Below are 14,111 nucleotides of genomic sequence, written 5' to 3' on the forward strand. Positions count from 1 at the left end.
GCGCCGCTCCAGTCCCGGTCATGCTCGTGAGCGGCCCCGCCCGGAGTGCAGGGCCGCTGGCCGGCCTGCGCGTGATGGACGTGAGCATCATGGCCGCGGGACCGTGGACCGGGGCCCTGCTCGGCATGCTCGGTGCCGAGGTGATCAAGGTCGAGCCGCCGGCCGGCGACGGTACCCGATGGGTGATGCCGACCCAGCGCGGGATGGGCACCAACTACCTGTCGATGAACGTGAACAAGAAGGGCGTGGTCATCGACCTGAAGACGCCCGAGGGCCGGGCGCAGGGCATGGAGCTGCTCGGCACCTGCGACGTGTTCGTGCAGAACTTCCGTGGCGGGGTGATCGAGCGGCTGGGCTTGGGCTACGACGTGGTGCGCGCGGCCAACCCACGTCTGGTCTACTGCGCGATCTCCGGCTTCGGCGAGACCGGGCCGCTGGCGAAAGCAGGCTGTGCCGATCCGATCATGCAGGCGTTCTCCGGCTTCGCGCGCGCCAACGGCGCACCGGGCGATCCGGTCGAGGCCTTCCGCTTCACCGGCTTCCTCGACCTCACCACCGCCTCGGTGGCGACGATGTCGATCCTCGCGGCCCTGCTGGATCGCGACCGCACCGGCCTGGGCCAGAAGGTCGAGGTATCGATGCTCGAGGCCGCACTCGAGATCCAGGGCACGCGCCTCGCCGAACTGCTGGGTGCCGGTCTGCGTCCCGTGCCGATGGGCAGTGCGAACCCGTCGTTCGCGCCCGACCGGGCCTACGCAACCCTCGACCATGAACTGTTCGTTTCGGTGCAGCGCCCGGCCGCGTGGAGCGCGTTCTGCAAGGCGATCGGCCAGGACGCGCTCGCCGGCGACCCGCGCTTCGCGGACAACGCGGCCCGGGTCGCCCATCGCGACGCGCTCGATGCGCTGCTCGAACCGGTGCTGCGCGGCCGGCCCGCGATCTGGTGGCTGCGCGTGCTGCAACGGGCCGGCGTGCCGTGCGGGCTGGCGCATTTCTTCGAGACGTTCCGCCACCACGCGCAGGTCGTCGCCAACGGCATGATCGCCGAAGTCGATACCGGCGACTGGGGCGTGCTGTCGGTTGCGGGGCCGCCGTGGCACTTCTCCGACACGCCGGCACAGGTGACGCGGGCACCGAAGCCGGCCGAGCACATGGACGAGGTCTTCGGTCGCGATGCGATGGCGTTGGCCACGGCTGCGGCGGCGCGCTCGAGCGGCGACGCGATGGCCCCGCAGGCCAGCGCCGGCGTTCCGGATGACGCGCCACTGCCACTCGCAGGCATGCAGGTGGTCGAGCTGGCCGAAGGCATCGCCGGTCCGCTCGCCGGGCTGCGGCTGGTGGAACTGGGCGCGACGGTGACCCGCGTCGAGTGGCCCGGCGGCGACTACCTGCGGACCGCGCAGCCCCAGGTGCCGGCAACCGCCTGCAGCGCACTGTTCAGCGACCTGAACCGCGGCAAGGCGCTGGTGCGGCTGAGCGGCGTTCCGGATGCGGATCGGGCAACGGTGGCGGGGCTGCTGGCCGCGAGCGATGTGGTCGTGTTCGATGGCAACGATCCGCGCCTCGCCGGGCTTGGCCTGGACTGCCTCGTCGCTCAGGTGCAGCCACCCCTGTTGCCGCGGCTGGTGCGCGCGAGCGTGTCCGCGTTCGGCAGGCAGGGCCCTCTGGCCGCACTGCCGGGCTCAGAACTCGTCGCGCAGGCAATGGCCGGCTACACGCGCTACCTGGGGCAGCATGGCGGGCCGGCACGCCGCCTCGGCGCGGACGTCGCATCGGTCGGCACCGGGCTGTTCCTGGCACAGGGCATCCTGGCCGCGCTGCTCGAACGCAGCCGCAGCGGCTTCGGCCAGCGGGTCGACGTGTCGCTGCTCAATTCGCTGGTGTCGATGAAGAGCATCCACCTCGCGGCGCAGACCGATCCCGATGTCTACGCGGGACCGAGGGTCGGCGGCGCGAACTATCCCCCGGAGCGCGGGTGGGCGACCGCCGACGAACCGATCTTCTTCGCGTTCGGCGGTTCGGTCGGTGCCGAAGGCCGGGCAGGCTGGTCCGACTTCGTGGCCGAGCTCGGTTGCGGCTGGATGTGCGAAGACCCGCGCTTCGACCGCAACGGCCGGAACTCCACCGGCCATGGCGTCGACGTGAACGCGCTGCGGCCGCTGTATGAGGCGGTATTCCAGAACCATCGGGCCTCCGACCTTGTCGCGTTGATCCGCAAGCACAGCGGCAATGCCGCGGTGTACCAGCGCGCCGACGAGACGATCGCGCATCCGCAGGTCGCCAGCCTGGGCCTGCTGCGCGAGGCCGGGTCTGCGCACGATCAGGCGCAGGTTCGCACGAAGGTGCGTTCATTTCCCGCGCGCTTCTCGCGATTGCAGCCGGCGGTACCGGGCTGGACAATCGCCGATGCCGGAACCTCCGGCGATCTACCCTGAAAGGTACACCCCGATGAGCGGTCCCGACCTGCCCGCCCGGCTGCTGCCGGTTGCCGATCCCGCCGCGAGCGTCGATGCCGACCTGCTCTCGCGCATCCAGGCGCAGCGCGGCCGCGTGTCCGCGCTGTACGGGACGTTGCTGCACAGCCCGCCGATCGCGGACGGCTGGCTGCATTTCCTCACCGCGGTGCGCCGAGAATCCACCCTCCCGGCGGCCTTGCGCGAGATGGTCATCCTGCGCGTGGCCGTGCTCAACGGCGCGCCCTACGAGTTCGAGGCGCACCGCCACCATGCCGAGCAGGCCGGGCTCAGCAGCGTGCAGATCGACGCGCTGGCGAGCGGCGCGGTGCAGGGCCACTTCGATGCGACCGCGATGGCGGTGATCGCCTACACCGATGCGATGACACGCAGCATCGACGTACCCGACCCTGTCTACGCAGCGGTGCGGGACGCATTCGACGACCGTGAACTGGTCGAGCTGACCGCCACCGTCGGCGCATACAACCTGGTGTCGCGCTTCCTCGTGGCGCTGCGCGTCGGCGCCAGGGGTGCGCAGCCTTCGGCATGAAGGTCATCGACGCCCAGGTACATGTCTGGGGCGCCGATACGCCCGCGCGCCCGTGGCCTGGCGGCGGCAACCCGAAGCCGCATCGGGCCGAGCCCTGGACCGCTGCCGAGCTGATTGCCGGGATGGATGCCGCCGGCATCGACGCCGCGGTGATCGTGCCGCCGGGCTGGGAAGGCGAGCGCAACGACCTCGCGCTGGCGGCGGCAGCCGACTACCCCGGCCGCTTCGCGGTGATGGGCCGGTTCGATCCGCTGCTCGGCAACCCGTTCGAAGCGTTCGAACGCTGGCGCGACCAGCCAGGCATGCTCGGCGTACGTTTCACGTTCCATTCGGCGCGCGGCGGCGCGCTGCTGCTGGAGCCGGCGATGGCGAGCGTATGGGCGGCAGCTGAACGGCATGCGATACCGCTGATGATCCGGGCGCTGCCGCCGATGCTGCCGGTGGTCGCCGACATCGCCAGCCGCCATCCAGGCCTGCAGCTGGCGCTCGACCACCTGGCCATCCCGCAGGGCGCGACCGATGACGCCGCCTTCGCACACCTGCCGGGCCTGCTGGCGCTGGCACGCCATCCGAACATCGCGGTGAAGGCGACCTGCATGCCGGCCTACGCCACCGACCCGTTCCCGCATCGCGGCCTGCACGCGCCGCTGCGCGCGATCGTCGACGCCTACGGTCCCGAGCGCGTGTTCTGGGGTTCGGATGTCTCCCGGCTGCCCGGCGGCTACCGCGACAGCGTGCTGCAGTGGACGGCGCACATGCCGTGGCTCGACGGCGCGTCCGTCGAGGCCATCATGGGCGGTGCACTGGCCCGGTGGCTGCGCTGGCCCGGGCATGCCGGCGCAAGCTGATCCACAATACCGGCCTGTCCGTACGATATCCCGGAGGCAACCGATGATCACCGTCACTCCCAGCGGCGCCGCGCTCGGCGCACGCATCACCGGCGTGGACCTGTCGAAGCCGGTGGATGCGGCGACCTTCAAGGCCATCGAGGATGCGCTGCACGAGCATGAAGTCGTCGTGTTTCCGGGACAGGTGCTGACGCCCGAGCAGCACATCGCGTTCAGCCGGCAGTTCGGGGAACTCGAACACCATCTGCGGCAGGACCGCTGCCGCCCCGGCTACCCCGAACTGTTCGTGGTGTCGAACATCATCGAGAACGGCAAGCCGATCGGCAGCACCGACGCCGGGTTCTTCTGGCATTCCGATCTCTGCTACGCGGCCGAACCGAGCCGGGGTTCGCTGTTCTATGCGCACGAGATCCCGATGCAGGATGGCCAGCCGAAGGGCGATACGCTGTTCGCCAGCATGACCGCCGCATACGACGCGCTGCCGGACGAGACGAAGCGCACGCTGCAAGACCGCAAGGCGGTCAACTCGTACTTTGCCGGCTACACGCGCGAGCGCAAGGGCGCGCCGCGCGCGGCACTGACCGCCGAGCAGCGCGCGAAGGTGCCGGACATGCTGCACCCGGCGGTACGCACCCATCCCGCGACGGGCAGCAAGTGCCTGTTCGTGTGCGAGGCCTATACGACGGAGCTCGTCGGGCTCGAGGCCGAGGAGAGCAGCAGCCTGCTCGCGAAGCTGTTCGAGCACCTCAAGGAAGACCGCTTCGTCTACCGCCACCGCTGGGCGCCGGGCGACTTCCTGATCTGGGACAACTGTGCGACCCAGCATCGCGCCGTGATCGACTACGAGTTGCCGCTGCGGCGGCGGATGGAACGCACCACCCTGAGGGGCTCGGTACCCTTCTAGCCGCGCGCGAGGTCGGTCGAGTCGTCGCGCGACTCGACCAGGTCCACCACGCCGCGCAGGCCCAGGACCTCGGCGATGCGGCGGATCGTCGACGTCCTTCACCGCTTGCGCAGGACCTGCCGCCCGGCAGCGATCTCGGGCGACGCCCCGTCATGGACTGCGCCGTGGCCTGGCCTGTTGCAAAAATGCCTCCACGGCTGGTTCGGCACTGCGAGCAGAGCGGGGATGGCCCGCTCCTAGGGAGAACTCGCTCTGCTGCCGCAGCTTCTGGGCCGGGAGTCGCCTTAATGACTTCGGTGTCATATATATCTGACACGACAAATAGTAAAGATCAAGTGACATTGTCGCATGTGCGTAGTAAGTTCTAGTCGGGCACAGGTCTGTTGCCAGCATGGCTCCGGATTGCCCGCGTGCGGCTCGCCGCACGAAATCAACTGTCTTAAGGAGATCGCACGATGGACGACCCAAATAAAGTGTGGCCGACGGGGCTGACTGTTGGGGAATCGGAAGAGCTGCACCGGAACATCATCCAGGGCACGCAGATTTTCGGGATGATCGCCGCGCTGGCGCACCTGCTGGCGTACATCTATTCCCCCTGGCTCAAGTAATCGGAGGCATACGAAATGATCTATGGAAAACTGTGGCTCGTAGTGAAGCCGTCCGTGGGTGTGCCGCTGTTCCTGGGCGCATGTGCGATCGGTTCCTTCGCAGTGCACTACGCACTGCTCACGAACACCACCTGGGTGAAGGCCTTTCTGAACGGCAACACCAAGACGGTGGTGGCGGAGGGCTCCGCAGCTGGCGCTCCTGCCGCGCCGACAGCGAAGAAGTAGCTGTCGCGTCGACTGCGCGGTGACCGGGTAGCCGTTGTTCCCGGTCCCGCGCGTCCTGCAACCGCCGGCCCAGGCTGGCCGTTGCGCCCGATTTCCTGCACACCCCCCGTGAAGCCCTGTACCGGACGCGGTATCCGTACCCTGCGCCAGGGACCATGAACTCGATCAGCCAGAAGGTGATGCGCGCCTGGGCCGGGCTGGGGTCCGGCTTCCTGCCGTTCGCCGATGCGGCCACGCCGGATGTGCCGCTGTCGCGCCTGCTGCGCCTTTCCCTGTTCCAGGTCTCGGTCGGCATGGCACTGGTCCTGGTCGTCGGGACGCTCAACCGGGTGATGATCGTCGAACTCGGCGTCGCGGCTTCGGTCGTGGCGGTGATGATCTCGCTGCCGGTGCTCTATGCGCCGTTCCGCACGCTGGTGGGCTTCCGCTCGGATACCCATCGGTCAGCACTGGGCTGGAAGCGCGTGCCGTTCATGTGGATGGGCACGATGATGCAGTTCGGCGGACTGGCCATCATGCCGTTCGCACTGCTCGTGCTGGCAGGCGGTGGCAATGCCGCAGCCTGGCCTTCGTGGATCGGCCCGCTGTGTGCCGGGCTGGCCTTCCTGCTGGTCGGCGCCGGTCTGCACACCATACAGACGGCCGGACTCGCACTGGCGACCGACCTGGTGCCTGCCGAGTCGCAGCCCAACGTCGTCGGCCTGATGTACGTGATGCTGCTGCTGGGCACCGTGATCAGTGCGGTCATCTTCGGCGTGCTGCTGGAAGAGTTCAGCCCGGGCCGGCTGATCCAGGTGATCCAGGGCTCGGCCGTCGCCACGCTCGTTCTCAACACGGTCGCCCTGTGGAAGCAGGAGACGCGACGGCCGCCGCGCAACACGGGGGCAGCCGCGCCCCCGGCTACCCCGAGCTTCCAGGCTGCGTGGCGCCGTTTCATCGCTGGCGACCATGCGATCCGCCGACTGGCCGCCATCGCGCTGGGTACCATGGCCTTCACGATGCAGGACGTGCTGCTCGAACCCTATGGTGGCCAGGTGCTCGGCATGACCGTCGCACAGACGACGCTGCTCACCGCAACGCTCGCCGGCGGCGGCCTGATCGGGTTCGCCTTCGCCTCGCGTACGCTCAGCCGTGGCTCGGACCCGTTCCGGATGTCGGTCGCGGCCGCGCTGATCGGCATCCCGGCCCTCGGATTGGTGATCGCGGCCGGTCCGCTGCACTCCCTGGCCGCGTTCGTCTCGGGTGTGTTCCTGCTCGGCTTCGGCAGCGGCGTTTTCGGCCACGGCACGCTGACTGCCAGCATGAACCTCGCGCCCCGCGACCAGATCGGCCTCGCGCTCGGTGCCTGGGGTGCCGCACAGGCCACCGCAGCCGGCGTCGCCGTCGCGCTTGGCGGTATCATCCGCGATCTCGTTGCCGCCCTGGCGGCGCGGGAGGTGTTCGGGGCCGGCCTGGCCGCCCCGAGCACGGGCTACATGGCGGTCTACTGCATCGAGATCGCACTTCTCATTGCCACGGTGGTCGTGATGTTCCCACTCATCGGCGGCAAGCGCAGGGTGTCCTTCGCGGGATCGTGATCAGTCAATCAACGTGGATGAGGAGATTCGAGTGGAAATCGGGCAACTGCTGTTGTTGGCATGGGTAGTCGTCTGCGCGATGTGGCTTCTGAACATGTTCAGCGCGCACAACCGCCGGAAGCAATGACTGTGTCGGCCTGGCCGAAACTGGCCGGGCCGGCCCACCGGCTCTACTGACTCTACTGGCGGTCTTTGCGTTCAGGGAAGACGAGCTCGATGATGAAGTCCAGCGTCAGCGCGCAGAAGACCGCGCCGCTGATCGCTCCGACAACCCCCATCAGCGGTCCGCTGATCTGGTTGCCGAAGTCGAAGCCGTACTTCAGCCCGACCGCGATGGCGATCGCCGACAGACCGTAACCCAGGTTGCGGCGGAACTTGCTGCGCGCGTTCGACGTTTCCATTTCTGCTCGCTGCACGGAACACACCGCTTTATACAACAATCGCCAGCCTGCGGTGCCCGGTGGCCATGGCTGGCATCGTCATGCCCGCAGTGGCTCGCCGACTGCGTTCCAGTACGGCAGTGCGACCAGCACCACCACCAGGAAGGCGACCAGCGTCATGTACACGCCGAAGCGGAAGATTTCCGGCGCCGTCAGGTAGCCGCGCTCGTAGACGGCCAGCGATGACGCACTCTGTGCCGGGTAGTAGAGCACCGCATCGCCGGCGATCATCACCGCGAGTCCGCAGACCACGGGATTGACGCCGGTCGCAGTCCCGATCGACATCGCGATCGGGATGGTCGTCGCCAGGAAGCCGGTGATGTTCGGGATCAGCACGCGCACCGGTACCGACGCGGCCATCAGGATCACGATCACCAGTACCGGTTGCCCGGAGAACTGCGGTACCGCCCCTGCAATCAGCCCTGCGATCCAGCCGCTGGCACCGCTGTCGATCAGCGCACGGGCGAGCGACAGCGAAGAGGCGATCACGAAGAAGTTGCCCCAGCCGATCCGGCGCTCGAAGTCGCCCCAGCTCAGCACGCCGATGCGGGGCGACAGCAGCAGGATCCAGGCAATGAGCGCTGGTGCCACCGGATGCAGGTGATGCAGCGAATCGGTGAGCCATAGCAGCGATGCGCCTGCGGTGATCGCCAGCGTGCGCCGTTCCAGGCCAGTCAGCGGTTTCCGCTCGGCGGCGGGTGCCTGTTTCAGCGTCATGCCGAACCCGCCCCGGTACTGCAGCCAGATCAGGAGCGACCCGATCGCCAGCAGTGCGAGGTAGGGCACACTCATCAGCAGCAGCCATCGGCTCCAGTCGATGCCGCCGATCAGCGCGGCGGCGACGATCGGCGAGATGCCGCCGGTGAGGATGATGGTCGAGGCCAGCCGGTTGATCGAGTTCAGCGCCATCATGATCGCGCGCGACAGCGGGTGGCGCTTCGGGACCTCCCCGAGCTGCAGCGCTTCTTCGTACACATGAACGAGGATGCTGGTGCGGGTGGTGGCCGAGGGCAGCAGCAGGGTCATCAGGGGGAAGGCCAGCAGCAACTGGATGAACAGCGAGTGCGCGCTGCCGCGGGAGCGATGCAGGAAGAAGTGCGCGACTCGCTCGGCCAGGCCACTGTGCGACACGGCCAGGCCGATGGTGAGCACGCCGATCAGGAAGTACGCCACCGGATCGGCGAATCCGACCAGTGCCTGCGCGAAGCCCGGGACCGCACCGGTGAGCACCAGCGCTACCACCAGGATCAGGCTGGTCAGCGCGGCCGGGACCACCTCGGTACACCAGAGGGCGATGACCAGTACGGCCACTGCGATGACCCGCTTGCCCGCTTCCGGAAGGCCCTCGGGCGCCGGCGCGAACACCATCGCCATCGACACAGCGGCTGCCGCGGCAGCAATGGCCACCGCGCGGGGCGAGGCCGGGGTATCGGGCTGAACCGGCAACGGACTGGCGGTCGCCGGCGCGTGGCTCAAGGCGATGGTGCCCGCTGCGAGCGGGCCAGCAGACAGCCGATCGCCATCACGCCGCCGAGGATCCAGAACACGCCACTGACGCCGACGACCGCGCCCAGTGCGCCGAACACCATCGGCCCGCCCATGCGCACCAGGTTGTTGGCGGTCAGGCGAACGCCGAGCGCCTGGCCGGAACGGCCCTTCGACGACGCCTCGTACATGAGGATCACCGTCAGGGGAATGCCGATCCCCATGCCCAGCCCGAACAGGAAGGCCGTGATGCCCAGCGTGACCACGCCCTCGGCGAAGGTCGAAAGCACGAACCCGACGGCACCGGTCGCGAACACCCAGACGAGCAGCTGGTTCGCCGATATCCGCTTCATCATCCGCGGCAGGAAGAAGCGCACGATGAACGACGCCGACGAGTGCAACGCGAGCACGACGCCGATCGCCGAGGCCGACAATCCGATCTGGTGACCGAACACGGGCACGAAAAACTGGAACAGGTCGGAACCCAGCTGCACGAGGCCGCTGACCACGAGCATCACGACCAGCGTGCGGTCGAACACGAGCCGCGCCGCCGCCTCGCGCTGTGCCCTGGGCTGCGGGCGCGGCAGGGTCTTGCCCCAGATGCCCAGCAGGACCAGCACGATCACCGAGGTCGCGGCGATGATCAGGCAGGCCCACGAATAACCCACGGTATCGATCGACACGCCGGCGATCAGCGGCCCGACGAAGCTGGTCAGCGCACCGGCGAGGCTGAAGTTGGCGAAGTTGGCCGCGCGGTCCTCCGCCGTGCTCAGGGTGCCGATCAGGTTCTGCAGCGTCACGTGGTAGAACGCGAGCGCGAGCCCGTTCAGCGCGGCCGCCACGAAGAACATCGGCAGCACCGGGAACAGGTAGATCAGCAGCAGCGAGACGATGGCGCAGACCGCGGCGAAGGCGAGCATGCCGAGCGCCGAGCGTCGGTCGGCCATCGCACCGATCGGCCATGACAGCAGCAGCGGGAACAGGTACAGCAGGCCGCCGACGACACCGACCACCCAGGGCGCCGCGCCCAGCTCGAGCACGTACAGCGTGGCAAGCACGCGCATGGCATTGGCACCGATGAAGTTGAACACCGTCAGCGCCAGGGCGAGCCTGATCGGAACGGCATTCGGTGATCCGGTGTTCAGCATCGTGCGTCCGTGCGGTGGGCCAGCGCGCTATTGTCGGTCATTCCGGCCGGGCACACGAAAAAGGGCCGCTCGCGAGCGGCCCTTCCATGCTGCCGGCAGCCCGATGCCGCTCAGCCGGCCTTCTTCTCCTCGGCTGCGCTGTACTTGCCCTGCGATGCCAGGCTGCACATGCGGGCGCGATGCGCGAATACCTGCTGTGCGGACTTCCAGTTCTCCTGCTTGCCGCACCAGGCCTTGAGCGCGGCCTGATGCAATGCGCGCGAGTACGAGAAGGTGAGCGGCCAGGGCAGCTCGGCCTTGTGCGTCGCGTTCATCAGCGACAGGTGGGCGGCGGACTTCTCGTCGCTCTGGCCGCCAGACAGGAACACCACGCCCGGCAGCGCGGCCGGCACCGAGCGGCGCAGCGCGGTGACGGTCATCTCGGCCACCTGGGCTTCGGACGCCTGCACCGCGCAGCCCTTGCCCGAGATGACCATGCTCGCCTTCAGGATCAGGTGCTCTGCCGACACGCGCTGGCTGTAGCAGGCCTGGAAGGTCGCGCGCAGCGTGGCCTCGGTGACCTCGAAGCAGCGCTCGATCGTGTGGTCGCCATCGATCAGCACCTCGGGCTCGATGATCGGGACGATGTTCGCCTCCTGGCACAGGGCCGAGTAGCGGGCCAGCGCATGGGCATTGGCCTCGACGCAGCCCCACGACGGCATGTCCTTGCCGATGGTGATCACGGCACGCCACTTCGCGAAGCGGGCGCCCAGCTTGAAGTAGTCGGCGAGACGGCCGCGCAGGTTGTCGAGGCCCTCGGTGACCAGTTCACCCGGGTGCGACGGCAGGTCCTTGGCGCCGCCATCGACCTTGATGCCCGGGATGATGCCCTGGTCTTCGAGCAGCTTCGGGAACGCGACCCCGCCGAGCGACTGCTGCTTGATGGTCTCGTCGAACAGGATCACGCCGCTGATGTACTTGCCGATGCCCGGCGTCGTGAACAGCATGTCGCGGTAGGTACGGCGGTTCGCCTCGGTGTTCTCGACATTGACGCCGGCGAAACGCTTGGCGACGGTGGCGCTGCTCTCGTCGGCAGCCAGCAGGCCCTTGCCCGCGGCGACCATGCCTGCCGCGGTGGCGGCCATCAGCTTCTTGTCCATCGATGTTCTCCTGTGACGGTTGTACGAAGGGTCCGGATACGGTTGGTCAGGGCTTGCGGTGTTCGCCGACGCGCACGATCTTCATCGTGTTGGTGCCGCCGGCCTTGCCGAACGGCTCGCCGATCGTGATGATGATCAGGTCGCCGACCTGCACCGCGCCGCGCTTGAGCAGTTCGTCCTCGGCCGCATTGAGCGTCTCTTCGGGGTCTTTCGACTTGACCGCGAAATTCACCGGATACACACCCCGGAACAGCGTCACCCGGCGGCGCGTCTCGACCAGCGGCGTCAGCGCATAGATGGGCACCATCGAATCGTTGCGCGACATCAGCTGCGCAGTCTTGCCGCTCTGGGTCAATGCGGCAATCGCCTTGATCGGCAGATAGTTCGCGGTGGACATCACTGCGCGGCCGATCGCGCTCTCGACGTCGCGTGGGGCATCGTCGCCGGTGCGGCGCTGTTCGCTGGCCACGAGATCGGCCTTCTCGGCCTCGATGCAGACACGGGCCATCGCATGCACCGTCTCGACCGGGAACTGCCCGGCTGCGGTCTCGGCGGAGGTCATCACCGCATCGGTGCCGTCGAGGACGGCATTCGCGCAGTCGGAGACCTCCGCCCGGGTCGGGATCGGCGAGTTGATCATCGACTCCATCATCTGGGTCGCCGTGATCACCAGCTTGTTCTGCGCGCGCGACAGCCGGATCATCCGCTTCTGCAACGCAGGGATCACCGCGTCGCCCACTTCGACCGCGAGGTCGCCGCGCGCCACCATGATCACGTCGGAGGCGTCGATGATCTCTTCCAGCGCGGTGATCGCCTCGGCGCGCTCGATCTTCGCGCAGATCAGCGCCTTGCCGCCGGCCTTGTGCAGCAGGCTGCGCGCCCACTCGATGTCCTCGCCCGAGCGCGGGAACGACACGCCGAGGTAGTCGGCTTTCAGTTCCGCGGCCGTTCGGATGTCTTCCATGTCCTTGGCGGTGAGTGCCGGCGCGGACAGGCCACCGCCCTTGCGGTTGATGCCCTTGTTGTTCGAGAGCACGCCACCCTGGTCGACGATGGTGTGGATCTGCGGCCCCTCGACCGAGGTCACGGTGAGCACGATCAGGCCGTCGTTGAGCAGCAACGTGTCGCCCGGCCGCACGTCCTGCGGCAGGCTTTCGTAATCGAGGCCGACGCGCTCGTCGTTGCCCAGCTTGCAGCTGGCGTCCAGGATGAACTTCGCACCCGGCTTGAGCACGGTCTTGCCATGCTCGAACTTGCCGATGCGGATCTTCGGCCCCTGCAGGTCCATCAGTACGCCGATCGTGCGTCCGGCCGCGCGCGCCAGTGAGCGGATCATCTCGACCCGCTTGGCATGCTCCTGCGAGGTGCCGTGCGAGAAGTTGATGCGCACGACATCCATGCCGGCTTCGATCATCCGAGCCAGCACCTTGGGATCGGTACTCGCCGGTCCGAGCGTGCACACGATCTTCGTACGACGGGTCATGGGAACTCCGTTATCTGTCGCGGTCTGCTGCCGGCACCACGGCGTTGTGCATCAGGCGGCGCGCTGCTGCAGGATGGTCAGCGCAGGCAGTTCCTTGCCCTCGAGGAATTCGAGGAATGCGCCGCCGGCCGTCGAGATGTAGTCGACCTTGTCGGCGATGCCGAACTTGTTGATCGCGGCGATGGTGTCGCCACCGCCGGCGAGCGAGAACGCCGGGCTGCGCGCGATCGCCTCGGCGATCGCCCGTGTGCCACCGGCGAACGCATCGAACTCGAACACGCCCACCGGCCCGTTCCAGACGATGGTACCGGCCGACTGCAGCTGCCCGGCCAGCATCGCGGCGGTCTTCGGACCGATGTCGAGGATCAGGTCGTCGGCCGCGACCTCGGTCGACGCCTTCTCGGTCGCCCGCGCCGTGGCGGAGAACTCCTTCGCGACCACCACGTCGACCGGGATCGGCACATCGCCACCCTTGGCCCGGAGGATCGCGATCACCTTCTTCGCATCCTCGACCAGGTCGGGCTCGGCCAGCGACTTGCCGATCGGCAGGCCGGCGGCCAGCATGAAGGTATTGGCGATGCCACCGCCGACGATCAGGCGATCGACCTTCTGCGCCAGCGCCATCAGGATGGTGAGCTTGGTGGACACCTTCGAACCCGCCACGATCGCCACCAGCGGCCGCTTCGGCTGTGCGAGCGCCTGGGTGAGTGCACTCACTTCTTCGGCCATCAGCGGGCCGGCGCAGGCGATCGGCGCGAAGCGCGCGATGCCGTGGGTGGTCGCCTCGGCCCGATGCGCGGTACCGAACGCATCGTTCACGTAGATGTCGCACAGCGCCGCCATCTTCTTCGACAACGCCTCGTCGTTCTTCTTCTCGCCCTTGTTGCAGCGGCAGTTCTCGAGCAGGACGACCTCGCCGGCGGCCGGCGCCACCTCGCCCGCATCGATCCAGTCGCGCCGCAGCGCGACCGGCCGGCCGAGCAGCTGCGACAACCGCTCGGCGATCGGGGCCAGCGAATCCTCGGGCCTGAGCTCGCCCTCGGTCGGGCGGCCGAGGTGCGAGGTGACCATCACCCGTGCCCCGGCCTTGAGGGCCAGCTCGATCCCGGGCACGGACGCGCGGATGCGCGTGTCGTCGGTGATCGCGCCGGCGTCGTCCTGCGGCACGTTGAGGTCGGCGCGGATGAACACCCGCTTGCCGGAAAGATCGAGGTCGGTCATCCGCCGGATGTTCATCGTGCTGTCCTCACG

13 protein-coding genes are annotated in these 14,111 nt (G+C 68.1%); 7 read left to right on the plus strand and 6 right to left on the minus strand.

Annotated features, from left to right (window positions below; translation table 11 throughout):
- The first annotated feature begins 26 nt into the window (after window positions 1-26).
- The 7 genes from ING98_14415 (at window position 27) to ING98_14445 (ending at window position 7,165) form a co-directional block, all read left to right on the plus strand.
- Window positions 27-2,435 (plus strand): CoA transferase, encoded by a 2,409-nt coding sequence (locus tag ING98_14415; protein MCA3103056.1) that lies wholly within the window; start codon window positions 27-29, stop codon window positions 2,433-2,435.
- Between the two features lie 13 nt (window positions 2,436-2,448).
- Window positions 2,449-3,003 carry a carboxymuconolactone decarboxylase family protein gene (locus tag ING98_14420; protein MCA3103057.1) on the plus strand — a complete coding sequence of 185 codons (555 nt, stop codon included), beginning with the start codon at window positions 2,449-2,451 and terminating at the stop codon, window positions 3,001-3,003.
- Entirely contained in the window at window positions 3,000-3,851 is an 852-nt protein-coding gene (locus ING98_14425) for an amidohydrolase family protein (protein MCA3103058.1), read from the plus strand. Before ING98_14420 ends, ING98_14425 begins: the two co-directional genes overlap by 4 nt.
- A 43-nt stretch (window positions 3,852-3,894) precedes the next feature.
- Complete coding sequence (locus ING98_14430; protein MCA3103059.1) at window positions 3,895-4,755, plus strand: TauD/TfdA family dioxygenase; 861 nt, start codon at window positions 3,895-3,897, stop codon at window positions 4,753-4,755.
- Window positions 4,756-5,210: 455 nt separating this feature from the next.
- On the plus strand, window positions 5,211-5,363 hold the full coding sequence (locus ING98_14435) for a light-harvesting protein (GenBank protein ID MCA3103060.1): 153 nt from the start codon (window positions 5,211-5,213) through the stop codon (window positions 5,361-5,363).
- Between the two features lie 15 nt (window positions 5,364-5,378).
- Window positions 5,379-5,588 (plus strand): light-harvesting protein, encoded by a 210-nt coding sequence (locus ING98_14440; GenBank protein MCA3103061.1) that lies wholly within the window; start codon window positions 5,379-5,381, stop codon window positions 5,586-5,588.
- Window positions 5,589-5,743: 155 nt separating this feature from the next.
- Entirely contained in the window at window positions 5,744-7,165 is a 1,422-nt protein-coding gene (locus ING98_14445; GenBank protein ID MCA3103062.1) for a PucC family protein, read from the plus strand.
- Between the two features lie 179 nt (window positions 7,166-7,344).
- Here ING98_14445 and ING98_14450 read toward each other — a convergent pair whose 3' ends face one another.
- From ING98_14450 to ING98_14475, 6 genes are all read right to left on the minus strand, one after another.
- The gene (locus ING98_14450; GenBank protein MCA3103063.1) at window positions 7,345-7,566 is read right to left on the minus strand and encodes a hypothetical protein; all 222 of its coding nucleotides are present in this window, start codon (window positions 7,564-7,566) and stop codon (window positions 7,345-7,347) included.
- Window positions 7,567-7,644: 78 nt separating this feature from the next.
- A complete protein-coding gene (locus ING98_14455; GenBank protein ID MCA3103064.1) occupies window positions 7,645-9,081 on the minus strand; it encodes an anion permease in 1,437 nt (478 codons plus the stop codon).
- Window positions 9,078-10,238, minus strand: a complete 1,161-nt coding sequence (locus ING98_14460) for an MFS transporter (protein ID MCA3103065.1) — start codon at window positions 10,236-10,238, stop codon at window positions 9,078-9,080. Before ING98_14460 ends, ING98_14455 begins: the two co-directional genes overlap by 4 nt.
- A 110-nt stretch (window positions 10,239-10,348) precedes the next feature.
- Entirely contained in the window at window positions 10,349-11,377 is a 1,029-nt protein-coding gene (locus ING98_14465; protein ID MCA3103066.1) for a fructose-bisphosphate aldolase class I, read from the minus strand.
- A gap of 46 nt (window positions 11,378-11,423) precedes the next feature.
- Window positions 11,424-12,860, minus strand: a complete 1,437-nt coding sequence (gene pyk / locus ING98_14470; protein ID MCA3103067.1) for a pyruvate kinase — start codon at window positions 12,858-12,860, stop codon at window positions 11,424-11,426.
- A 51-nt stretch (window positions 12,861-12,911) separates the two neighbouring features.
- Complete coding sequence (locus tag ING98_14475) at window positions 12,912-14,096, minus strand: phosphoglycerate kinase (GenBank protein ID MCA3103068.1); 1,185 nt, start codon at window positions 14,094-14,096, stop codon at window positions 12,912-12,914.
- Window positions 14,097-14,111: the final 15 nt, after the last annotated feature.

The sequence above is a fragment of the Rhodocyclaceae bacterium genome, assembly GCA_020248265.1.
Classification (GTDB): domain Bacteria; phylum Pseudomonadota; class Gammaproteobacteria; order Burkholderiales; family CAIKXV01; genus CAIKXV01.

Coding starts and splice junctions, on each gene's coding strand:
- ING98_14440 (MCA3103061.1), top strand. CDS start 5,379: ATGATCTATGGAAAACTGTGGCTCGTAGTGAAGCCGTCCGTGGGTGTG.
- ING98_14475 (MCA3103068.1), bottom strand. CDS start 14,096: ATGAACATCCGGCGGATGACCGACCTCGATCTTTCCGGCAAGCGGGTG.
- ING98_14460 (MCA3103065.1), bottom strand. CDS start 10,238: ATGCTGAACACCGGATCACCGAATGCCGTTCCGATCAGGCTCGCCCTG.
- ING98_14445 (MCA3103062.1), top strand. CDS start 5,744: ATGAACTCGATCAGCCAGAAGGTGATGCGCGCCTGGGCCGGGCTGGGG.
- ING98_14420 (MCA3103057.1), top strand. CDS start 2,449: ATGAGCGGTCCCGACCTGCCCGCCCGGCTGCTGCCGGTTGCCGATCCC.
- ING98_14450 (MCA3103063.1), bottom strand. CDS start 7,566: ATGGAAACGTCGAACGCGCGCAGCAAGTTCCGCCGCAACCTGGGTTAC.
- ING98_14430 (MCA3103059.1), top strand. CDS start 3,895: ATGATCACCGTCACTCCCAGCGGCGCCGCGCTCGGCGCACGCATCACC.
- ING98_14425 (MCA3103058.1), top strand. CDS start 3,000: ATGAAGGTCATCGACGCCCAGGTACATGTCTGGGGCGCCGATACGCCC.
- ING98_14435 (MCA3103060.1), top strand. CDS start 5,211: ATGGACGACCCAAATAAAGTGTGGCCGACGGGGCTGACTGTTGGGGAA.
- pyk (MCA3103067.1), bottom strand. CDS start 12,860: ATGACCCGTCGTACGAAGATCGTGTGCACGCTCGGACCGGCGAGTACC.
- ING98_14465 (MCA3103066.1), bottom strand. CDS start 11,377: ATGGACAAGAAGCTGATGGCCGCCACCGCGGCAGGCATGGTCGCCGCG.